The following is a 21,128-nucleotide window of genomic DNA, read 5'->3' on the forward strand; positions in this document are numbered from 1 at the left end:
CCCATGATTTCACTCTAAAAAATAAAAAGGGTTGGATCCAAATTAAATAGATTTCTTCACTTTCCACCTGCCACGTTTTCTAAATGCTTAAATGTAGATCTGACATTCCCCCAGTTTAACGGACACTCCTTCTAGGCGACATTGTCGCCGATTAAAAGTGTCCGTTAAACTGGGGGAGGTTCAATCTGACCCCAATTACTTATTTACGGGCTATCATCTTGAATGTTACTGATAACCAACACTATCAAACCATGTAGAAGGCGCTGTTGAATGATGCGAGGGGTTTGTTGTTCTTATCGGTGGCGAGTGATAGAGCTTTCCATCTGTTGATTCCGCCATTAAGTATATATTGTAGTTATAAACTTTCGGTTTATCCTTGATATCTATCCGTTCGGTCAATAGAGTTGCAGCGATTATGCTAGATGGCAATGTAGATTCCAATTTAACTTCAGCAGGGATAAAGGGGTAAGACAAAATCCGATTAAATTGTGTGCTACTAGAAGCCCAAGCAGGCCATTTGTCACGAGGCAGTTTTGTCGGCATGGTGGATCGCCTAATGCTGCTGATAGCAGGGAAATCGAGAGAGGTCCACTTAGATGTGCTTGGGATTGTTGTCAGGTTGTTCTCCTTGCCTAGCGCTAGTTGTAAGTTGCGTAATACATGGAAGAACACCTGTGAATCAAAGTGTTCCGCCCCCCCCCCTAGATTTTTAAATGTCATTTGAATAACTTAGAAAACTCTTTTTCTATTGCAGTTTGTACTTTTTCCGTCATTTTTGTCATACCTTTTTCTTTGGCAACTTCTAGAACACTGTCATAGTCGTTGCTTTCACCGCACTCAGCACATTCAATCATATCTCCAGATTCAAAATTTGCATCTTCTTCGCCTGTCAGGGGTGAGTCACAAAATAAACAAGTAATCTCAACAGAGATTGGGGCAATATCCATAATTATTTATCCCCATATATTTTTATAAGTAGAGAAGCTAAAGCGACGGTGAACCCAAGAAACACAAATAATCCTTTATGTTCTTCAATATAGTCTGAGACTTTTTTCAGAACGGGTCTATTATTCTTTTCAGCTTCTTGTTTTCTTTTAGAACGGACGATGCCAATACCTTTTTCGGTAACTCTTAGGGAAGTATATTTGTCACCTAAAGTTGTATGCTCAATCCATTCATGCGCGAGACATTTATCAGCCGCTTTCTGTAACTCATTTAACGAATATTGAACTCCGGTCGCCTCATAGACTTCATTGACTAATTCTTCGTCAATTCCAAATGACACAGCCTTTCGGTTGACCCCTTTTTCTTCCATGAAGTCAAAAACATTATTCAATATTGCCATTACAGATTCACTAAGCACTGGATAAAGAACTCCTAGAATTTATCTTGTCATTAAGAAACAAAAAGCCGACACAAGGTCGGCTTTTCAATCAACTCATCAGTCCCATTTAAGACCACCACCAGTTTGATACTCGGTGACCTTGGTCTCGAAGAAGTTTTTCTCCTTCCGCATATTGGCCTGTTCATCGAGCCAGGGCAGGGTGGCTTCGGCACCGGGGAACGGTTCTTCAAAACCCAGCTGTTTGGCGCGGCGGTTGGCGGTGTAGCGGAACTGGCCGTGATGCACTTCTTTTGAGTAACCCAGAATCGGGTCACGCAGAATGTAACCGGTGTAGGTTTTTTCTGCTGCATCGGCTTCTTCAAACATTTGCTGGATTTTTTTCGGATCCAGTTTGACGTTTTCTTCTTTGATGATCTGTTTGACGACACGAATACCGAACGAGGCGTGCATGACTTCGTCACGCATGATGTATTGCAGCTGTTCGGCGGTGCCTTTCATCAGGCCGCGGCGTTGCAGGGCAAAGATCGGGCTGAAACCGTTGTAGAACCAGCAACCTTCGAAAATACCGGCGAAAAATGCGTAGGACATGACGAAGTTTTCCAGCTCGTCCGGATCATGCAGGTCGATATCGCTGCGCATCACGGTATCCAGCCGGTCATTGGCGAGTTTAATCTTTTGATAAATCTCCGGCACCACACGGTAGCGGTTGTAGATTTCGCTTTGATCGAGGCCGATGGTTTCGATGCAGTGCTGATAGGTCCAGGTATGCAACGCTTCTTCGTAGACCTGACGTGCCTGATAGATCTGCAATTCGGGGGCGGACATTTTTTCCATGACCGCCAGACCGATATTACGCATGGCGAGAATATCGGAGGTGGTCAGGTAGGACAGCACGTTTTCATAGACGTGGCGTTCTTCCATCGTCAGTTTATGACGATAGTCGTGTACGTCCTGCGCCATGTTGATATCCAGCGGTGTCCAGTGGTTTTTGTTGGCATTGAGGAAGTAATTCCATGCCCACGGATATTTGAACGGGGCCAGCTGGTTAATGTCTGCCATACCGTTGACCACACGCTTGTCATCGGCGTTAACCGGTTTGGCGTTGGACGGCGGCAATTCGCTGATCTTAGCCGAGGCGGGTGCCTCGGTAAGTTCGTTAGCCGCTGGTTCAGCAGGTGCTGCCGCTGGCGTTTCTTTTTGTTTGTCTGTCTCAGTGCCGGCTATCGGCGCTGAGAATGGATCATCCCAATTCAACATTACTGACATGCCTCGCAGTCTGGTTCTAAGATAGAGCACGCTTTCGGTGCTTCCATGCCTTCACCCAAAAACTCTTCAGCTTCTGCTACCGCGCTGGCCAAAGCTGCGCCAGTTAATGTGCTGCTTGCAACTGGACTGCTGGCTACCGGCGTCGGGCCGCTGGGTTTTTCTGCCGAGGGCGGCGGGGTAGGCGCAGAGCTGGTTTTCTCGGCACCGGTCGCACCCATGGAGCGCAGGTAGTATGTGGTTTTCAGGCCACGTACCCAGGCCAGTTTGTACAGATTATCCATCTTCTTACCTGATGGTTCTGCCATGTACAGGTTGAGGCTTTGTGCCTGATCCAGCCATTTCTGACGACGGGAGGCTGCTTCAATCAGCCAGCGGGCATCCATTTCAAAAGCGGTGGTGTACAGGGCTTTCAGCTCGCTCGGTACCCGGTCGATGCTTTGCAGGCTGCCGTCGAAGTATTTGAGGTCATTGATCATGACTTCGTCCCACAGACCGCGTTGTTTCAGATCTTCAACCATGTATGGATTGATCACAGTGAACTCGCCGGACAGGTTCGATTTGACAAACAGGTTCTGGTAAGTCGGCTCGATGGACTGACTGACGCCACAGATATTGGAAATGGTGGCAGTCGGTGCAATCGCCATGGTGTTGGAGTTACGCATGCCCTGACGTTTGATTTTGTCGCGCAAAGCGTCCCAGTCCATGGTTTGGCTTTCATCCTGTTGCAGGTATTCGCCGCGGGCTTCTTTCAGGATCTTGATGGAATCAATCGGCAGAATGCCTTTGCTCCACAGGCTGCCATCGTAAGTCTGGTATTTGCCACGTTCGGCCGCCAGATCGGAAGAGGCTTCAATCGTGTAATAGCTGACGGCTTCCATTGATTCATCAGCGAACTTGACCGCTTCTTCAGAGCTGTAGGGCAGACGCAGTTTGTACAAGGCATCCTGGAAACCCATGATGCCCAGACCGACAGGGCGGTGCAGCAGATTGGAGTTACGTGCTTGCGGGACGCTGTAGTAGTTATATTCGATAACGTTATCCAGCATACGCATGGCGGTGCGAATGGTTTTTTGCAGTTTTTCCTTGTCCAGGTTGCCGTTTTCATCAACGTGTCTGACCATGTTGACACTACCCAGGTTACAGACGGCGATTTCTTTATCTGATGTATTCAGGGTGATTTCGGTACACAGGTTGGAGCTGTGAACGACACCGACATGTTGTTGCGGGCTGCGCAGGTTACAGGGATCTTTGAACGTAACCCATGGGTGGCCGGTTTCAAACAGCATGCCCAGCATTTTGCGCCACAGATCGGTGGCCGGCATTTGTTTGAAGTTTCTGATTTCACCGCGGGCGGCTTTGTCTTCGTACTCTTTGTACGCGGCTTCAAAGTCCAGACCGGTCAAATCGTGCAGATCGGGCACTTCTTCCGGTGAGAACAAAGTCCAGGTCTTTTCTTCAGCGACCCGTTTCATGAACAAATCAGGAATCCAGTTCGCGGTGTTCATATCGTGGGTGCGTCGGCGATCATCACCGGTGTTTTTACGCATATCGAGAAATTCTTCGATATCAATGTGCCAGGTTTCCAGATAAGCACAGACAGCACCTTTACGTTTACCACCCTGGTTAACGGCGACAGCGGTGTCGTTAGCGACTTTCAGGAACGGGACAACACCTTGTGATTTGCCGTTAGTGCCTTTGATGTGGGCGCCCAGACCGCGTACACGGGTCCAGTCATTACCCAGACCACCGGCATATTTGGACAGCAGGGCATTATCGCGAATCGCATTGTATATGCCGCTCAGATCATCCGGTACGGTTGTCAGGTAGCAGGAAGACAGTTGCGGACGCAAGGTGCCGGAGTTGAACAGGGTCGGCGTTGAGCTCATGAAGTCGAAAGACGACAGCAGGTTGTAGAACTCGATAGCGCGTTCTTCACGGTTGAGTTCGTTAATCGCCAGCCCCATTGCAACACGCATATAGAACGCCTGCGGCAATTCGAAGCGGGTACCGTCGTAATGGATAAAGTAACGGTCGTACAGCGTTTGCAGACCCAGGTAGGTGAACTCGAAATCGTGTTCCGGTTTCAGCGCTTTACCCAGTCTGTCCAGATCAAACAGGCCCAGTTCGGAGTCAATCAGTTCGTGTTCTATTGCGGTGTGAATGTAGGTTTTGAAATAGTCCGGATAGATATCGACCATTTCATTTTGCGAGGCCTGTTTGGGTATTTTGTAAACAAAGCTCAGCGCTTCACGGCGGATACCGTCCATCAGCAGGCGAGCGGCCAAAGTGCTGTAGGCGGGATCTTTTTCGATAAAGGTGCGCGCGCCCATGACCAGGGCTTTTTCAACGTCGGTTTCTTTTACTCCGTCGAACAGGTTGCGCTGGGTATCACGCAGGATAGCGTCACGGTTGACTTCTGCCAGACCTTCGCAGGCTTCTGTAATCAGGTTGTGCAGGCGATCAATATCCAGTGGGTGGCGAGACCCGTCAGCGGCTGTGACATGCAGGATTGCCTCATTCGCTGGTTGTGGATGTTTCTTCTCTTCTTCGGCACGTTTTTGTGATTGCTGCTCACGATAAACGACGTAGGCGCGGGCGACTTTGTATTCGCCTTCACGCATCAGGGCCAGTTCAACCTGATCCTGAATGTCTTCGATATGAACCGTGCCACCATCGTCCAGACGGCGCAACAAATTTTCGGTAATCTGCTTAGTCAGTTTGGAAACGGTATCGTGGATGCGTCGACTTTCCTTGGCTGAATCACCTTCAACGGCCAGAAAAGCCTTGGTGATGGCAACGGCAATCTTGTTGCTGTCAAAGTCGGTAACTTTGCCGTTACGACGAATTACGCTGTATCCGCTTTGAGCGGAAGATGAAGTCGGAATGGGTTGTGCTGCTTCGCTCGCCATAGTGATAATCCCTGCTTTGTGTGAAGAAATCTAAAAAACGCCAAACCACTAGAGGTTGTGGTTGTGAAATCATTAAACCACAAGATAGTGTGTTTTTGAAGTGTTGGCAAGGGGATAAAATGCGCATAAATTGTGCACTTTATGTGGATAACTTTGCGCTGATCTGAGCTGAGGCTAACGTCGATGGGCGATCACAGGTTTTTGCTGCATTTTGGTGCTATAAAAAATAATTTTTACAGTCTATTGTCAGCCATATATTACCGACATTATTCGGACAGGGGCGAAATTATACCGATGCTGATTACGCTTTCACAACCGCATCTGAGAACGCCTGAAATAACAGTGGTTTAACCTGGGCGGCTGGATAATTAGCGCGGTTCAAAAGCAGGCCTGGGACATCGCAAGTTTGCCGGTAGGACCAAACTAGGCCGGCCATCTTTCTTCTGCCGCGCTTAAGTTCATTGAAAGGCTTTTAGACTGCCCATGGACCTCCTCTGGGTTGGATCCTGGCTTGAGTGAGCAAAACTTAAGCCAGGATCTAAAACGTCCAGAGGAGCAGAACCTTAGATAAACTGGTACGGGAAGGTGCGTGCAATATCAGCTAATGGTTACAGCGTTTTTAACCATTAAATCTCATGATATTTTTTAATATATACATTTATTTACAATGGAAACTTAAATAGTAATTTAAAGTTCCAGTATGGCTTGTTTGACCTCGTCAATGTGCTGTTTGACTTTGACATTCCGCCACTCGTTTCTGAGCACGCCTTTATCGTCAATCAGGAAGGTGCTGCGAACAATGCCCATATATTCACGGCCATAGTTTTTCTTGAGTTTGATAACATCAAACAGTTTGCAGACAGTTTCATCTGCATCAGAAAGCAATTCGAACGGAAAGGATTGTTTGCTTTTGAAGTTTTCATGTACCCGCACGCTGTCACGGGAAATTCCGACAATAATCGTGTTGTGATCATGGAAGAAATTAATCTGATCACGAAAGTTCTGGCCTTCTAAAGTACAGCCGGGGGTATTGTCTTTCGGGTAGAAATACACCACGATGTGCTTACCCAATTGCTCGGAAAGGCGGAATGTTTTATCGCCAGTGCCGGGCAACTCAAAGTCAGGCACCGGTTGGTCAAGTTGCACTTGGGTCATCTAATCATCCTGTTTTGGAACGGTTTGTAAGAAATCTTACCTTACACAACTCAGTCTGATCTTGTCATCCATAGGCAGGCAAAGTACCATGCCTGTTATTTTTTCGGAGTCTTTTAATATGTTTAGCGGCAGTATGGTAGCTCTTGTCACACCCATGCGAGCAGATGGCTCTCTGGATGATGACAGCCTGCGAAAGCTGGTCGAGTTTCACATCAGCCAAGGCACAGATGCCATCGTCGCTGTCGGTACTACCGGCGAATCTGCCACCTTGAATGTTGAAGAGCATTGCGACGTTATCCGTAAAGTCGTAGAGCAGGTCAATGGCCGTATTCCGGTTATTGCGGGTACCGGCGCCAACTCGACCTCTGAAGCCATCGAACTGACCCAGTACGCCAAAGATCTGAAGGTTGATGCGGTACTGCTGGTGACACCTTACTATAACAAGCCTACCCAGGAAGGCATGTACCTGCACTTCAAAGCGATTGCAGAAGCAGTTGATATTCCTCAGATTCTCTACAATGTGCCTGGGCGTACAGCGTCTGATCTATTACCCGAGACAGTGGGCAGACTGGCACAGATCAGCAATATTATTGGTATTAAAGAAGCGACGGGGGACGTGTCCCGGGTTCAGCAAATCAAACAACTGGCTGGCGACGAGTTTGAACTTTATACCGGTGAGGATGCCAATACAATTGATTTTATTCTGGCAGGTGGCAGAGGAATTATCTCGGTTACAGCTAATGTGGCGCCTGCTGCCATGCATGAAATCTGTATGGCCGCGCTGGCAGGCGATGAAGCCCGTGCCCGTGAAATCAACCAGGCTTTGGTGCCTTTGCATCAATTTTTATTTGTGGAAGCTAACCCTATTCCTGTTAAATGGGCGTTGTCGGAGATGGGACTTATCCCAGAAGGTATTCGCTTGCCAATGACGGTATTGTCGGAGAAATACCATCAGTCGGTGCGTGAGGCCCTCATTACGGCGGGTGTTCTAAACTAAATCAATGAGTGAACTGTATTAAATGAACGCGAAATTATTTCAACAAACATCGCTGGTCGTCATGATGACGGCTGTACTGAGTGGTTGTGGCGCATTTTCTACGCTGGACGAAGTCGTGCCGGACAATACACAGAAATATCGCAAAGCGGAAACCATGCCCCCGCTGGATGTACCCCCCGATTTGAGCACCAACCGTATCAATGATGACATTGCCGGTAATCAGGACAGCAGTGCGACTTATTCAGAATTTGAAGAAGCCTCGACTAATCCGCTGGCAGCCAGATACAACATCACACCTGATAAAAAACCTTCACTGGCCGGTGAGGGGACCAACCGTCACCTGGTGGTGCCGGGCGAACGTGACGTCACTTGGCAGCGTATTCAGGAGTTCTGGAATAGCAAAGGCATTGATATTCATCGTATGGACGACCGTATCGGTCTGATGGATACGGTCGAAGATGGTGATGGTTACGCTTATCGTATTCGCATGGAGCGTGGCGATACGTCCAAAATGGCCGAAATCTATCTGGGTGCCAAGGACGAAACCAAACGTAATGCACAAAAAGATGAAGCTATGTTGCGTCAGTTGGCTGAACACCTTGGTGTGCTGTACCAGCAGGACCAAGCCGAGGTCAAAGCACAAGGGCCGACTCCTTCAGCAGAAGAATCGGCTAATGTATTGCTGATGGATGAAAACAACGGTCATCAGGCTCTGTTTGTTGAACAGGACTTCCCGACAGTCTGGCGCCGTGTCGGCCGGGTGCTCGATAGCAAAGGTTTTGCAGTCGAAGATCGCGATCGTTCACGCGGTTTCTACTTTGTCCGCTATATCGACCCGTTCAAGGAAATTGAGCAGGAAGAAAAAGGTATGCTGAGCAGACTGGCGTTCTGGCGTGATGATGCTGAGAAAAAACCGGAAGAGTATTACTACATCAAGCTGATTTCTGATGCCGATAATACCCGCATCGTCGTGCTGGATGCGGAAGAAACCCGCACCTCAGACGATACTGCCAAACGCCTGCTGAACCTGATTCAGGAACAGCTGTCCCCATAATGCGGTTTGCTTCCCTCGGTAGCGGTAGTCGGGGTAATGCAACAGTAGTCACGTATGGAGAAACCACGTTGATGGTCGACTGTGGTTTCTCTGCGCGTGAGGCTGAAAAACGGCTGCAACGTCTCAATATCGATCCCCGTCAGTTGTCTGCAGTGCTCATCACCCATGAACACGCCGATCATATGGCGGGTATTCGTGTTTTGGCCAGAAGATATAAGCTACCCGTTTATGCCACACCGGGCACGGCCGGTTGTCTGCCGGCTGATGTGACCGGCCTGGTTCGCGAATTCAACTGTCACGAAACCTTTAGTATCGGTGATATCGAGGTTGAACCCTTTCCCGTACCGCATGATGCACGTGAACCCAGCCAGTTTGTGTTTGGCAACGGCCAGCACCGGTTGGGTTTATTGACTGATGTGGGCAGTATCACACCGCTGATTGAGTCAACGCTGTCAGGTTGTGATGCGTTATTGCTGGAAGCCAATCACGATATGGCCATGCTGGAGCAGGGCGAATACCCCGAACATCTCAAAAGACGGGTCGCCGGACGGCTGGGGCATCTAAATAACGTGCAATCTGCCTCATTACTTGAGAAAATCGACACTTCCCGCTTACAGCATATTATGGCCATGCATATTTCTGAAAAGAATAACTGCCCGTCGATTGTGGTGCCACTGTATGCCGAGGCATTAAGTTGCGAGCATAATTGGATCGGTGTAGCCGATCAGGACGCCGGGTTTGGCTGGCGAGAAATTAACAAAAGTTAAGAGACCTCAGATGCAAAAGAAACAAGAGTTGTATTCAGGCAAGGCAAAAAGTGTATTTGCCACCGATAATGATGATTATGTCGTGCTCAGTTTTCGTGATGATACCTCGGCATTTGATGGTGAAAAGGTTGAACAACTGAGCCGCAAAGGTGAAGTTAACAATAAATTCAACGCTTTTATCATGCAATATCTGACTGATAACGGTATTCCTACGCATTTTGAGAAACTGCTCAACGATACCGAGTCCCTGGTCAAAAACATGGCGATGATTCCGGTTGAATGTGTGGTCAGAAATGTGGCTTCCGGTAGTCTGGTACGTCGGCTCGGTGTCGAAGACGGCTTGGAACTGGAGCCGCCGGTGTTTGAGTTCTTTCTGAAAAATGATGCTTTGCATGATCCGATGATCAATGAATACCATATCGCTACTTTTGGCTGGGCAACTGCTGAAGATATAAGGAAAATGAAAGAGTTAACATTTAAAGTTAATGTTATCTTGAAGAAACTGTTTGCTGATGCAGGTATGATTTTGGTCGATTACAAACTGGAATTCGGTTTGTTCAAGGGAGAGGTTTTCCTGGGTGATGAATTCAGTCCGGATGGCTGTCGGCTCTGGGATGCGGAGACCCGCAAAAAACTGGATAAAGATCGATTCAGACAAGGCTTGGGCGGCGTGATTGAAGCCTATGAAGAAGTCGCTAAACGCATCGGTGTGCCACTTTAATTTTTCCAAAACAAACGGATATTATTAAAACCCTTCCTGCGAAAGTAAGAAGGGTTTTTTTATTTATAAATGCCGGTAAGGAGAGAGTCATGCTTAAGGGGAGTTGTCTATGCCAGCAGGTTCAGTATCAGATTGATGGCACGCTCGGTCCGGTTTTTTTCTGTCACTGCTCCAAATGTCGGAAAGCAAACGGCAGCGCCTTTGCTGCGAATGCATTGATTAATACGGCTGAATTCAGCTTGTTGTCTGGTCAGGATGCGCTGAATGAGTTTGAATCTTCACCAGGTGTATTCAGGGTGTTCTGTAAACATTGTGCATCGCCTTTGTACAGTCGCCGTGACGCACAAGCTGAGCAAATCAGACTGCGCATCGGCAGTCTTGACACGCCGCTTGGTGAACTCAATGTCACACATATTTTTGTGGGCTCAAAAGCTGACTGGTTCGAAATCTGTGACAGTTACCCGCAATATAAGGAACGGCCCTGACTTTGCCTGCCACTTAATGACGAAATAAAAGAATTAAACGAAACGCGGAATCGACCCAACTGTTGCACTAGTGAGTTGCGCTTACGAGTTGAATCCGTGAAATATAAAAACTGCTGGTCATGGCGTTTATTTTTGTTGGGACTCAGAGCTACTTCTGAAACTGAACATTTAGTACCATCGCAATAAACAGGGAAATGCTGCCGTAAATATGGAACTTAATGAGCCATTGTTGATATTTCGTATCAGCTGGTGATGAAAGTCGGCAACACGCTGATGCTGCTGGTAGCGGAATAATCAATACAACACAACAAAGCCGAAGCCGCCAAAAAAACCGGGTAACGTTTCTAATTCATTTACGGCTGAATAACTGTACAGACCGGGTCAGTTCATTATCTGCCAGTTGATAACGCCGCCAGCCCGCATCGGCACCAGGGTTTCGCCGGCGAATTCCAGGCTGTCAGGCACTGACCAGGATTGTTTGGTCAGTGTAATAACGTCTGTATTTCTGGGCAGGCCATAAAAATCAGCACCATAAAAACTGGCAAAGGCTTCCAGTTTGTCCAGTTCACCAGCCGCGTCAAATACTTCAGCATAAAGTTCGATGGCAGCGTAGGCACTGTAGATCCCGGCGCAGCCACAGCTGTTTTCTTTGCCGGATCGCGGATGCGGCGCACTGTCGGTACCGAGGAAGAATTTGGGGTTGCCGCTGGCTGCGGCTTTAATCAATGCTTGCTGATGGGTATTACGTTTCAAGACCGGCAGGCAGTAATGATGCGGGTGAATACCGCCAACCAGCAGATCATTTCTGTTGAGTAACAAATGATGCGGAGTGATGGTGGCTGCGATACGGTCATCGGCTTCAGCCACAAACTGCACGGCATCGGTCGTGGTGATATGTTCAAACACAACTTTTAAGGCCGGAAATTCTTTCAGTAAAGGCTGCAGGATCCGCTCGATAAATATTTTCTCGCGATCGAACACATCAATTTCTGCTGCAGTGACTTCACCGTGAACCAGCAAAGGCAGGCCACAAGCCTGCATAGCTTCAAGTGCAGAGCGGCATTTCGCCAGATCGGTAACACCGGCATCCGAATTGGTGGTTGCACCGGCCGGGTAAAGTTTGACAGCATGGACCATACCACTTTGACTGGCGCGTTGAATTTCTTCTGCCTTGGTGTTGTCTGTCAAATACAGTGTCATTAGTGGTTCAAAGTGGCTGTCTGCGGGACGCGCTGCAATAATGCGATCGCGATAGGCAATTGCCATTTCGGTGGTGGTAACCGGCGGTCGCAGGTTGGGCATGATGATCGCCCGTGCAAAGCTGCGCGCCGTGTCGGGAACGGTTCTGCCAAGTGCCAGATCGTCGCGCAAGTGGAGATGCCAGTCGTCTGGTCGGGCCAAAGTCAGTTGTGTGAGATTTGATTGAGTCATAGCAGCGAATTATGCCACAGCTAAAGAATTAAGCCGAAATAGTTGCTATCATCGTATGGCTGGCAATAGCGCTTGTTCTTGACCTTATCAAGCATTACAAGTAACTTTACACGTTTAATGTTTTTTAGCATTTCGCGACGGCGATGGAAAAGGGGAACACGTGGAACTAAGCGGTGCCGAGATATTGGTTCAATGTCTCAAAGACGAAGGTGTTGAATACCTGTTCGGGTATCCTGGGGGCGCTGTGCTTCATATTTATGATGCATTGTATAACCAGGAGGATGTCAAACACATCCTGGTCCGCCATGAACAAGCAGCCACTCATGCGGCTGATGGTTATGCGCGGGCGACAGGTCAGCCTGGTGTCGTCTTGGTCACCTCCGGTCCTGGTGCAACAAATGCGGTAACCGGTATCGCTACCGCCTATATGGACTCTATTCCGATGGTTGTTATCACCGGTCAGGTTGCTACGGCCAATATCGGTAGTGATGCGTTCCAGGAAGTCGATTCAGTCGGTATTACCCGGCCGTGTGTGAAGCACAACTTTTTGGTCAAGGATATCAACGATCTGGCTGAGACCATGAAAAAAGCCTTTTATGTGGCGACGACAGGTCGTCCGGGCCCGGTTGTGGTTGACGTTCCCAAGGACATCACAGATCCCAATATCAAGATTACTTATCACTATCCTGATAAGGTTCAGATGCGCTCTTACCAGCCGACCGTAAAAGGTCACACGGGTCAGATCAAACGTGCTGTTGATTTATTGCTGTCAGCCCGAAAACCAATGATTTACTCCGGTGGCGGTGTGGTGCTGGGTAAAGGTTCTGATGAATTGCGTAAATTTGTTCGTCACCTGGGTTATCCAATTACCAGTACCCTGATGGGGCTGGGCGCTTATCCTGCCAGTGACAAACAATTCCTGGGCATGCTTGGCATGCACGGCACTTACGAAGCCAATATGGCAATGCATGACTGTGATGTGTTGATTGCCGTTGGTGCGCGCTTCGATGACCGGGTCACCGGCAAGATTGCCGAATTCTGTCCACATGCACAGATTATCCATATTGATATCGACCCTTCATCGATTTCCAAAACCATTACCGTGGATATTCCTATCGTCGGTAATGTAGCCGATGTCTTACAGGAGATGAATCATCTGCTGGAAACCGGCAGCAAAAAACCGCAGCAAAAAGCTTTGGATGAGTGGTGGGCGATCATCAACAGCTGGCGTGCTCAGAAATGCATGAGCTATGACCGTAACAGCGACAAGATCAAGCCGCAAATGGTTATCGAAATGCTGCACGAAATTACACAAGGTAAAGCCTATGTAACTTCTGACGTAGGTCAGCATCAGATGTGGGCGGCCCAGTACTACGGATTTGATGAGCCTAACCGTTGGATCAACTCCGGTGGTCTTGGCACGATGGGTTTCGGCTTGCCTGCGGCGATGGGCGTACAACTGGCTTATCCTGAAGAAACGGTTATCTGTGTGACAGGTGAAGGTAGTATCCAGATGTGTATTCAGGAGCTGTCGACCTGTCTGCAATATGGGCTGCCGGTTAAAATCGTGGCATTGAATAACCGTTATCTGGGCATGGTTCGCCAGTGGCAGGAGTTCTTCTACGAAAACCGTTATTCGCATTCTTATATGGAGTCCTTGCCTGACTTTGTTAAGTTGGCCGAGAGTTATGGTCACGTCGGTATCCGCGTTGAACGTCCTGAAGATCTCCGTAGTGAACTGGAAAGAGGCTTTGCTATGAAAGATCGTCTGGTCTTCTTTGATATTGTGACCGATCAGACTGAAAACGTGTATCCGATGATTGCGCAAGGTAAGGCACATAACGAGATGCACATGTCACCTCACTGCGAACTACCCCAAGATCCGGAAAGGGAGCTTTCATAAATGCGACATATTATTTCTATCCTGATTGAGAATGAAGCAGGGGCATTGTCGCGTGTTGCCGGTTTGTTTTCTGCACGTGGTTACAATATCGAATCGCTCACTGTGGCGCCTACAGAAGATGCCTCTCTGTCACGTATGACGATTGTGACTACGGGGACTGATCGCATCATCGAACAGATCACCAAGCAATTAAACAAGCTGATTGATGTGGTTAAGTTGCTGGATCTGACAGAAGGGGCTCATATCGAGCGGGAAATGATGCTGATCAAGGTCAAAGCTGCGACCATGGCCCAGCGGGAAGACGTAAAAAGACTGTCAGAAATTTTCCGCGGCCACATCATTGATGTGACACCTTCAACCTACACCATCGAACTGACCGGCACCGGCACCAAGCTGGATTCATTTATTGACGCGCTGGCAGAACACAAAATTATCGAAACGGTGCGCACCGGTGTCTCCGGTATCGCCCGTGGCGAAAAAAGTTTGCACCTGTAATATCGATTGTATATACCCGTGCATTCCCAGGTGTCACGGGTATTTCGCTTTCAAGAAAACCCAAGGAACTAAAACATGAGTTTGAACATTTATTACGATAAAGATTGTGACCTGTCTATCATCCAGGGGATGAAAGTCACAATTATTGGTTATGGCTCTCAAGGCCATGCCCACGCCTGTAACCTGAAGGATTCCGGCGTAGATGTGACGGTTGCTTTGCGTGCCGGTTCTTCTTCCATTGCCAAAGCGCAAGGTGCTGGTCTGAAAGTATCTGACAATGTCAGCGAAGCGGTTAAAGGTGCCGATCTGGTTATGGTGCTGACGCCGGATGAATTCCAGTCTCAGCTGTATGCACAAGAAATTAAACCTAACCTGAAACAGGGCGCCGTGCTGGCTTTTGCTCATGGTTTTGCCATTGTTTACAACCAAATCGTGCCTCGCAATGATCTGGATGTGGTGATGATTGCGCCGAAAGCGCCGGGTCATACGGTTCGCAGTGAATTTGTCAAAGGCGGCGGTATTCCTGATTTGATCGCGATTGAACAGGATGCTTCCGGTAAAGCTAAAGATATCGCTTTGTCTTATGCCTCAGCCATCGGTGGTGGTCGTACCGGTATTATCGAGACCAGCTTCCGTGATGAAACTGAAACGGATCTGTTCGGTGAACAAGCTGTTCTGTGTGGCGGTGCGGTCGAACTGGTTAAAGCCGGTTTTGAAACACTGACTGAAGCGGGTTACGCCCCGGAAATGGCTTACTTTGAATGTCTGCATGAACTGAAACTGATCGTTGACTTGATGTACGAAGGCGGTATCGCCAATATGAACTACTCGATTTCAAATAATGCCGAGTATGGTGAATATGTTACCGGTCCACGTGTTATCAACGAGGAAAGCCGCTGGGCAATGCGTGAAGCGTTGAAAAATATTCAAGAAGGGAAATACGCCAAGCAGTTCATTCAGGAAGGTCAATCCGGTTACCCTGAAATGACAGCAATGCGTCGTCTTAATGCCGAGCATCCGATTGAACAAACCGGTACCAAACTGCGTTCTATGATGCCGTGGATTCAAAAAATTGTCGATAAATCTAAAAACTAACCGATAAATTTGTGAGTCAGATTCGGGGGCGGCCGTGCAAACGGCCGTCCCCGTTTTGTTTATAAGAGACTGATGTCATAATGGCAGCAATTAATATCCGGGAGTTTTCAGTTTATGGTCAGTAATGAGAAGCAGCAAAGACGCGGCATTTATTTACTGCCAAACTTATTCACCACCGCCGGTCTGTTTGCAGGTTTCTACGCCATCATAGCGGCCATCCGTGGTGATTTCGAATCCGCTGCTATTGCTGTCTTTGTGGCGATGATCATGGATGGACTGGATGGCCGAATTGCCCGGATGACCAATACACAAAGCGCATTTGGCGCTGAATACGATAGTCTTTCCGATATGGTGGCTTTCGGCTTGGCACCGGCACTGGTTATTTTCCAATGGTCATTATTGGGTTTAGGCAAAGTTGGGTGGATGGTCGCCTTTATCTATGCCGCCTGTGGTGCTCTGCGCCTGGCACGCTTTAATACCCAGATCGGCAGTGAAGATAAGCGTTATTTTCAGGGACTGCCGAGTCCGGCTGCCGCTGCCTGTGTAGCCGGTTGGGTCTGGGCTGGTACCAGTAATGACGTTGCTCCTGCAGTGATGACCGGTATCGCTGTGCCGCTGACTTTTTTCTGTGCCATTTTGATGGTCAGCTCCATGCGCTATCACAGTTTCAAAGAGCTGGATCTCAGAGATAAAGTGCCATTTGTCGTTATGCTGGCTCTGGTGCTGGTTTTTGCCTTGGTGGCTATTGATCCGCCTCTGATTCTATTTGGGGTATTCCTCATCTATGCTTTGTCCGGTCCGGTTTTTACGCTGATAAAGCTTCGTCAACGCCGCAACGAAAGGGCACAGACAAAATAGGGTCTTGGCTTTTTTGCATTTTCATCCTAATATTAAATCGCTATGAACATTGATAACCCGTCTACATTGTTATTCTGCAACGAACAGCAACACTTTGCTGCGACCTATTATTGCCTGTCATTCCTGCTACGACTGCCTTAGGGCATACAGACTTAAAACAAGCAATCAGCTTGAGGCTGAACATGCATACCTCCGAATTTGAATGAAAAATTAGTCTGCGTTTATGGAGCAGGAAAAATGAAAGATCAATTAATTATTTTTGACACCACCTTGCGAGATGGCGAGCAGAGTCCCGGCGCATCGATGACCAAGGATGAAAAAGTGCGCATTGCCAAAGCCTTGGAACGTTTACGGGTGGATGTCATCGAAGCCGGTTTCCCTATTGCCAGTATCGGCGATTTTGAGGCGGTAAAGGCCGTCGCAAAAGCTGTCAAAGACAGTCGTATTTGTGGTTTGTCCCGAGCGCTGGATACAGATATCGATCGTGCCGGTGAGGCACTGAAAGCGGCCAATGCTTCACGTATCCATACCTTTATCGCGACCTCACCGATTCATATGAAAATGAAGTTGCGTATGGAACCGGACCAGGTCATTGAAAATGCTGTGCGTGCCGTCAAACGTGCCCGTCAGTATACAGATGATGTTGAGTTCTCACCTGAGGATGCAGGTCGCAGTGAAACCGACTTTTTGTGCCGCATTCTTGAAGCGGTGATTGATGCCGGTGCCACCACCTTGAATATTCCGGATACGGTCGGTTACAACCTGCCGCATCAGTTCGGAGCGTTGATTGCTACATTGCGTGAACGTATTCCTAATGCTGATAAAGCCATCTTCTCGGTGCATTGTCACAATGATCTGGGTCTGGCGGTTGCTAACTCGTTGTCAGCGGTGATGAATGGTGCGCGACAGGTGGAATGTACTATCAATGGTCTGGGCGAACGTGCCGGTAATGCCTCACTGGAAGAAGTGGTGATGGCCGTGCGTACCCGTCAGGATATTTTCCCTTGTGATACTAATATCGATACACCGCATATTCTGGCCGCTTCACGCCTGGTTTCCAGTGTGACCGGTTTTGTAGTGCAGCCTAACAAGGCCATAGTTGGTGCTAATGCCTTTGCTCATGAGTCCGGTATTCATCAGGATGGTGTGTTGAAAAACCGCGAAACTTACGAAATCATGCGCGCAGAAGATGTGGGTTGGAACACCAATCGTATGGTATTGGGTAAACATTCTGGTCGTAATGCTTTCCGCAGCCGTCTGCAGGAACTCGGTATTGAGTTGGAATCTGAAACCGACTTGAATACGGCGTTCACCCGCTTCAAGGAACTGGCTGACAAGAAACATGAAGTCTTCGATGAAGATATTCAGGCCCTGGTCAGTGACGCGGTTGCGACTTCTGATGAACGTGTCAGCCTTATTTCCATGAAAGTCTGTAGTGAAACAGGTGAAACACCATTAGCCACGGTGACATTGTCTGTTGATAATAAAGAAATCAAAACCCAGATGAGTGGCAGCGGTCCGGTTGACGCGGCATTCAAAGCCATTGAATCAATCGTACAGAGCCGTACCGAACTGCAACTATACTCTGTCAGTAACATTACAACCGGAACAGACTCTCAGGGTGAAGTGAATGTGCGTCTTGAAAAAGGCGGGCGTATCGTCAGTGGACAGGGTGCTGATACCGATATCGTTATTGCGTCGGCCAAAGCTTATATTCATGCTTTGAATAAAATCCTGCTGCCGGCCGAGCGCGCCCATCCGCAGGTCTGATGAAATTGAATCCTGGACAGTTATCCGCTTTGACAGAGATGGGGATTTCTGTCTGGGAGTTGCGCCCAGCCGCTGAATTGAAGCCATCTTTTGCAACTGAACAGCAGTCAGGGACGGTAACCACAGATATCGATATGTCAGCGGCTATCTGGCTGCTGTTGCCCTCGCTGGATCTTTCACCGCCCGAACAAAAATTATTGACTACCATGTTAAAGGCTATCAACCTGGATATGACGTCGGTGGCTTTACTGGGCAGTAACCAGTTGTTCCTGCTTGATGAGGCCATTGCCGCAGATAAAATCATTTTGGTTCTCGATGCCGGTTTGGCGGGTAAACTGTCTGCTAACCAGGCCGATCCACAGGCTCCCGCAATTTATCCGCTTTCTGCCGGTGCCAGCATGATAGCTTCATTCAGCTTGTCTGACATGATGCAGACTCCATCACTGAAAGCCAATGCCTGGCAGGCATTAAAACTGGCGCGTTCTGCTTTTTGAGTGTGCAATAACAATGATTTTGTCCAGGATAATGCTTAACGAAGACTTACATGAAGTCTTACAAATTGAGCAGTCAGCCAACCAGTTTCCGTGGAGCCTTAAAAACTTTTCCGACAGTCTGGATGCCGGTCATCATGCCTGGGTTTATTCTGATTCCTATGATGTGATTGTGGGCTACGCCATAGTGCAACTGGTGATGGATGAAGCTCATCTGCTTAATCTTTGCGTCAGACCTGATATGCAGGGGCAGGGCTATGGCCACCGGATTCTGGAGCATATCATTGAACATGTTAAAACTCGCGCTGCAACGCTGATTGTGCTTGAAGTGCGGCGTTCCAATATCAGAGCCCAGAGACTTTATGAGCAGATGGGATTTAACGAGATAGCAGTTCGACGGGGCTATTACCCTGCTCAGCAGGGGCGGGAAGATGCGATTTTGATGGGACTTGATTTGTCGATGCTCTCTATTTTTGGCGGTTTGTAAGGGTATCACGGGTATATTGGCCCTGTATAAACACTTGCTATAGCGCTAAGCCTCGCATAGACTAATTGACTCATTTACTCGGTTATTTTTACTTAGGAGATTGACTATGGCTTTTGAATTGCCACCTTTACCATATGCACAAAATGCACTGGAACCTACCATTTCAGCGGAAACACTTGAATATCACTACGGCAAGCATCACCAAACCTACGTAAATAACCTGAACAATCTGGTTCCGGGTACGGAGTTTGAGGGCTTGTCTCTGGAAGAAATCGTTATCAAATCCAGCGGCGGTATCTTTAACAACGCAGCCCAGGTCTGGAACCACACTTTTTACTGGAACTGCATGACACCAAACGGCAAGGATGCTGTGTCGGGTGATCTGGCTGCCGCAATTGATAGCACATTCGGATCTTTTGATGCCTTTAAGGATGCGTTCAGCAAATCAGGGGCCACCAATTTCGGTTCCGGCTGGACCTGGCTGGTTAAAAACGCGGATGGCAGTATTGAAATCGTTAATACCAGCAATGCCGGCTGCCCACTGACAACCGGGCAGACACCTCTGCTGACGGTCGATGTCTGGGAACATGCTTACTACATTGATTACCGCAATGCCCGCCCTAAATACCTGGAAGCATTCTGGGGGCTGGTTAACTGGGACTTCGTTGAAGCCAACTTCGCGGCATAATAAAAGCGAGACAGGGTAAATTTTACTTATATCTCGATAACGTTATAAAATACCGCTCTTTTGAAAGATGGCAGTTTCGTCAGAAGCTGCCATTTTTCATTTCTTGAAACCTGAAAAGGTCAAATGAAGTTTGCCGTCACGGCAAGGAGTTTGAAGCCATGACAGATTCGGTCATGCCCACTTACGGGCGTCTGGACATTGCCTTTACTGAAGGTAAAGGCGCCTGGTTAACGGATACGAAAGGTCAGCAATTTCTGGATGCCCTCAGCGGTATTGCAGTGTGTAATCTGGGACACTGTCACCCGGCTGTTACCAAAGCTATCCAGGAACAGGCAGCGAAACTGGTACATACATCCAATGTCTACCATATCCCGTTACAGACACAATTAGCAGACAAGCTGACGCAATTGTCAGGCATGGAGCAGGCTTTTTTCTGTAATTCCGGTGCCGAAGCCAATGAAGCGGCGATCAAAATCGCACGTAAATACGGCCACAGTAAAGGCATCGACAAGCCGGTCATTATCGTGATGGACGGCAGTTTTCATGGTAGAACCATGGCCACGCTGACCGCTACCGGTAATGCCAAGATTCAGGTTGGGTTTGATCCGCTGTTACCGGGCTTTGTCCGTATTCCTTATAACGATTTGGATGCATTGCGTATGGCGATAGGTCACTGGCCTGAGGCCGTGGCAGTCTTGCTTGAGCCGGTGCAGGGAGAGGGCGGTGTTAAAGTGCCCGATGCAGAGTTTCTGGCAGGAGTCAGGGCCATTTGCACGCAACGCAAGCTGTTGATGATGCTGGATGAAGTACAGACCGGTGTCGGCCGTACCGGCCAATGGTTTGGTTTCCAGCACAGTGAAGATTTGCTCCCCGACGTGATGACTTTAGCCAAAGGCCTGGGTAATGGCATGCCGATCGGTGCCTGTTTGGTGGCTGGTCGTGCTGTTGGTGTCTTGCAGGTGGGTAATCACGGTTCGACCTTTGGAGGTAACCCCTTGGCTTGCCGGGCGGCTTTGGCGGTACTGGAAACAATCGAAAACGAAGCGTTGCTGAACCATGTCCAGGATTTGAGCAAACAGATGATGCAAGGTTTCAGGGACAAGCTGTCTGATCTGACTGGGGTCAAAGACATCAGGGGACTGGGTTTCATGCTGGGTATTGAACTGAATGTGCCTTGTGGTGAATTGGTAAAACAGGCGCTGGCTCAGGGG

Annotated in this window: 21 protein-coding genes; 14 read left to right on the plus strand and 7 right to left on the minus strand. The window is 48.4% G+C overall.

What is annotated here, in order from left to right:
- Positions 1–225 precede the first annotated feature (225 nt).
- The 6 genes from OMP95_RS10885 to OMP95_RS10910 all read right to left on the minus strand — a co-directional run bounded on the left by OMP95_RS10885 (position 226) and on the right by OMP95_RS10910 (position 6,675).
- Positions 226–720: a hypothetical protein gene (locus tag OMP95_RS10885; protein WP_266328736.1), complete on the minus strand. Its 495-nt coding sequence runs from the start codon at positions 718–720 to the stop codon at positions 226–228.
- Positions 717–947 carry a hypothetical protein gene (locus OMP95_RS10890; protein WP_266328738.1) on the minus strand — a complete coding sequence of 77 codons (231 nt, stop codon included), beginning with the start codon at positions 945–947 and terminating at the stop codon, positions 717–719. The genes OMP95_RS10885 and OMP95_RS10890 overlap by 4 nt, the downstream gene beginning before the upstream one ends.
- Positions 948–949: 2 nt before the next feature.
- On the minus strand, positions 950–1,363 hold the full coding sequence (locus OMP95_RS10895; protein WP_266328740.1) for a hypothetical protein: 414 nt from the start codon (positions 1,361–1,363) through the stop codon (positions 950–952).
- A gap of 78 nt (positions 1,364–1,441) precedes the next feature.
- Positions 1,442–2,602 carry a ribonucleotide-diphosphate reductase subunit beta gene (locus tag OMP95_RS10900; RefSeq protein WP_266328742.1) on the minus strand — a complete coding sequence of 387 codons (1,161 nt, stop codon included), beginning with the start codon at positions 2,600–2,602 and terminating at the stop codon, positions 1,442–1,444.
- The gene (locus OMP95_RS10905; RefSeq protein ID WP_266328744.1) at positions 2,602–5,520 is read right to left on the minus strand and encodes a ribonucleoside-diphosphate reductase subunit alpha; all 2,919 of its coding nucleotides are present in this window, start codon (positions 5,518–5,520) and stop codon (positions 2,602–2,604) included. Before OMP95_RS10905 ends, OMP95_RS10900 begins: the two co-directional genes overlap by 1 nt.
- Positions 5,521–6,207: 687 nt before the next feature.
- The gene (locus OMP95_RS10910; RefSeq protein ID WP_266328746.1) at positions 6,208–6,675 is read right to left on the minus strand and encodes a peroxiredoxin; all 468 of its coding nucleotides are present in this window, start codon (positions 6,673–6,675) and stop codon (positions 6,208–6,210) included.
- Positions 6,676–6,793: 118 nt separating this feature from the next.
- Between OMP95_RS10910 and dapA the strand changes: the two genes are divergently transcribed.
- From dapA to OMP95_RS10935, 5 genes are all read left to right on the plus strand, one after another.
- On the plus strand, positions 6,794–7,672 hold the full coding sequence (dapA, locus tag OMP95_RS10915) for a 4-hydroxy-tetrahydrodipicolinate synthase (RefSeq protein ID WP_266328748.1): 879 nt from the start codon (positions 6,794–6,796) through the stop codon (positions 7,670–7,672).
- 22 nt (positions 7,673–7,694) lie between these two features.
- Positions 7,695–8,726 (plus strand): outer membrane protein assembly factor BamC, encoded by a 1,032-nt coding sequence (bamC, locus tag OMP95_RS10920; protein ID WP_266328750.1) that lies wholly within the window; start codon positions 7,695–7,697, stop codon positions 8,724–8,726.
- Complete coding sequence (locus OMP95_RS10925) at positions 8,726–9,493, plus strand: MBL fold metallo-hydrolase (protein ID WP_266328752.1); 768 nt, start codon at positions 8,726–8,728, stop codon at positions 9,491–9,493. Before bamC ends, OMP95_RS10925 begins: the two co-directional genes overlap by 1 nt.
- Before the next feature lie 10 nt (positions 9,494–9,503).
- On the plus strand, positions 9,504–10,214 hold the full coding sequence (gene purC, locus OMP95_RS10930; RefSeq protein WP_266328754.1) for a phosphoribosylaminoimidazolesuccinocarboxamide synthase: 711 nt from the start codon (positions 9,504–9,506) through the stop codon (positions 10,212–10,214).
- Positions 10,215–10,303: 89 nt separating this feature from the next.
- Entirely contained in the window at positions 10,304–10,699 is a 396-nt protein-coding gene (locus OMP95_RS10935) for a GFA family protein (protein ID WP_266328756.1), read from the plus strand.
- A gap of 381 nt (positions 10,700–11,080) precedes the next feature.
- Here the strand turns inward: OMP95_RS10935 and pyrC are convergent, their stop codons facing one another.
- Complete coding sequence (gene pyrC, locus OMP95_RS10940; protein ID WP_266328758.1) at positions 11,081–12,130, minus strand: dihydroorotase; 1,050 nt, start codon at positions 12,128–12,130, stop codon at positions 11,081–11,083.
- Positions 12,131–12,290: 160 nt separating this feature from the next.
- On the opposite strand from pyrC, the gene OMP95_RS10945 reads away from it, so the two are divergent.
- The 9 genes from OMP95_RS10945 to OMP95_RS10985 all read left to right on the plus strand — a co-directional run.
- Positions 12,291–14,033 (plus strand): acetolactate synthase 3 large subunit, encoded by a 1,743-nt coding sequence (locus OMP95_RS10945; protein ID WP_266328760.1) that lies wholly within the window; start codon positions 12,291–12,293, stop codon positions 14,031–14,033.
- Entirely contained in the window at positions 14,034–14,528 is a 495-nt protein-coding gene (gene ilvN / locus OMP95_RS10950) for an acetolactate synthase small subunit (RefSeq protein WP_266328762.1), read from the plus strand.
- A gap of 81 nt (positions 14,529–14,609) precedes the next feature.
- On the plus strand, positions 14,610–15,623 hold the full coding sequence (ilvC, locus tag OMP95_RS10955) for a ketol-acid reductoisomerase (RefSeq protein WP_266328772.1): 1,014 nt from the start codon (positions 14,610–14,612) through the stop codon (positions 15,621–15,623).
- Positions 15,624–15,737: 114 nt separating this feature from the next.
- Positions 15,738–16,481 (plus strand): CDP-diacylglycerol--serine O-phosphatidyltransferase, encoded by a 744-nt coding sequence (pssA, locus tag OMP95_RS10960; RefSeq protein WP_266328764.1) that lies wholly within the window; start codon positions 15,738–15,740, stop codon positions 16,479–16,481.
- A gap of 237 nt (positions 16,482–16,718) precedes the next feature.
- Positions 16,719–18,251 carry a 2-isopropylmalate synthase gene (locus tag OMP95_RS10965; RefSeq protein WP_266328766.1) on the plus strand — a complete coding sequence of 511 codons (1,533 nt, stop codon included), beginning with the start codon at positions 16,719–16,721 and terminating at the stop codon, positions 18,249–18,251.
- Positions 18,251–18,745, plus strand: coding sequence for a DNA polymerase III subunit psi (locus OMP95_RS10970; RefSeq protein WP_266328768.1), 495 nt, complete (start codon positions 18,251–18,253; stop codon positions 18,743–18,745). The genes OMP95_RS10965 and OMP95_RS10970 overlap by 1 nt, the downstream gene beginning before the upstream one ends.
- Before the next feature lie 31 nt (positions 18,746–18,776).
- Complete coding sequence (gene rimI, locus OMP95_RS10975) at positions 18,777–19,229, plus strand: ribosomal protein S18-alanine N-acetyltransferase (protein ID WP_266328769.1); 453 nt, start codon at positions 18,777–18,779, stop codon at positions 19,227–19,229.
- Between the two features lie 106 nt (positions 19,230–19,335).
- Positions 19,336–19,917: a superoxide dismutase gene (locus tag OMP95_RS10980; RefSeq protein ID WP_266328770.1), complete on the plus strand. Its 582-nt coding sequence runs from the start codon at positions 19,336–19,338 to the stop codon at positions 19,915–19,917.
- A 158-nt stretch (positions 19,918–20,075) separates the two neighbouring features.
- On the plus strand, positions 20,076–21,128 hold a 1,053-nt coding region (locus OMP95_RS10985; RefSeq protein WP_266328771.1), incomplete at its 3' end, for an aspartate aminotransferase family protein.

It is taken from the genome of Methylophaga sp. OBS4, assembly GCF_026319305.1.
Classification (GTDB): Bacteria; Pseudomonadota; Gammaproteobacteria; order Nitrosococcales; family Methylophagaceae; genus Methylophaga.

Bases quoted from the DNA above. Each gene is read 5' to 3' on its own strand.
- OMP95_RS10935 (WP_266328756.1), top strand. From the start codon at position 10,304: ATGCTTAAGGGGAGTTGTCTATGCCAGCAGGTTCAGTATCAGATTGAT.
- bamC (WP_266328750.1), top strand. From the start codon at position 7,695: ATGAACGCGAAATTATTTCAACAAACATCGCTGGTCGTCATGATGACG.
- OMP95_RS10910 (WP_266328746.1), bottom strand. From the start codon at position 6,675: ATGACCCAAGTGCAACTTGACCAACCGGTGCCTGACTTTGAGTTGCCC.
- dapA (WP_266328748.1), top strand. From the start codon at position 6,794: ATGTTTAGCGGCAGTATGGTAGCTCTTGTCACACCCATGCGAGCAGAT.
- OMP95_RS10980 (WP_266328770.1), top strand. From the start codon at position 19,336: ATGGCTTTTGAATTGCCACCTTTACCATATGCACAAAATGCACTGGAA.
- OMP95_RS10905 (WP_266328744.1), bottom strand. From the start codon at position 5,520: ATGGCGAGCGAAGCAGCACAACCCATTCCGACTTCATCTTCCGCTCAA.
- pssA (WP_266328764.1), top strand. From the start codon at position 15,738: ATGGTCAGTAATGAGAAGCAGCAAAGACGCGGCATTTATTTACTGCCA.
- rimI (WP_266328769.1), top strand. From the start codon at position 18,777: ATGCTTAACGAAGACTTACATGAAGTCTTACAAATTGAGCAGTCAGCC.
- OMP95_RS10970 (WP_266328768.1), top strand. From the start codon at position 18,251: ATGAAATTGAATCCTGGACAGTTATCCGCTTTGACAGAGATGGGGATT.
- pyrC (WP_266328758.1), bottom strand. From the start codon at position 12,130: ATGACTCAATCAAATCTCACACAACTGACTTTGGCCCGACCAGACGAC.
- purC (WP_266328754.1), top strand. From the start codon at position 9,504: ATGCAAAAGAAACAAGAGTTGTATTCAGGCAAGGCAAAAAGTGTATTT.
- OMP95_RS10900 (WP_266328742.1), bottom strand. From the start codon at position 2,602: ATGTTGAATTGGGATGATCCATTCTCAGCGCCGATAGCCGGCACTGAG.
- OMP95_RS10925 (WP_266328752.1), top strand. From the start codon at position 8,726: ATGCGGTTTGCTTCCCTCGGTAGCGGTAGTCGGGGTAATGCAACAGTA.
- ilvN (WP_266328762.1), top strand. From the start codon at position 14,034: ATGCGACATATTATTTCTATCCTGATTGAGAATGAAGCAGGGGCATTG.
- OMP95_RS10885 (WP_266328736.1), bottom strand. From the start codon at position 720: ATGACATTTAAAAATCTAGGGGGGGGGGCGGAACACTTTGATTCACAG.
- OMP95_RS10965 (WP_266328766.1), top strand. From the start codon at position 16,719: ATGAAAGATCAATTAATTATTTTTGACACCACCTTGCGAGATGGCGAG.
- OMP95_RS10890 (WP_266328738.1), bottom strand. From the start codon at position 947: ATGGATATTGCCCCAATCTCTGTTGAGATTACTTGTTTATTTTGTGAC.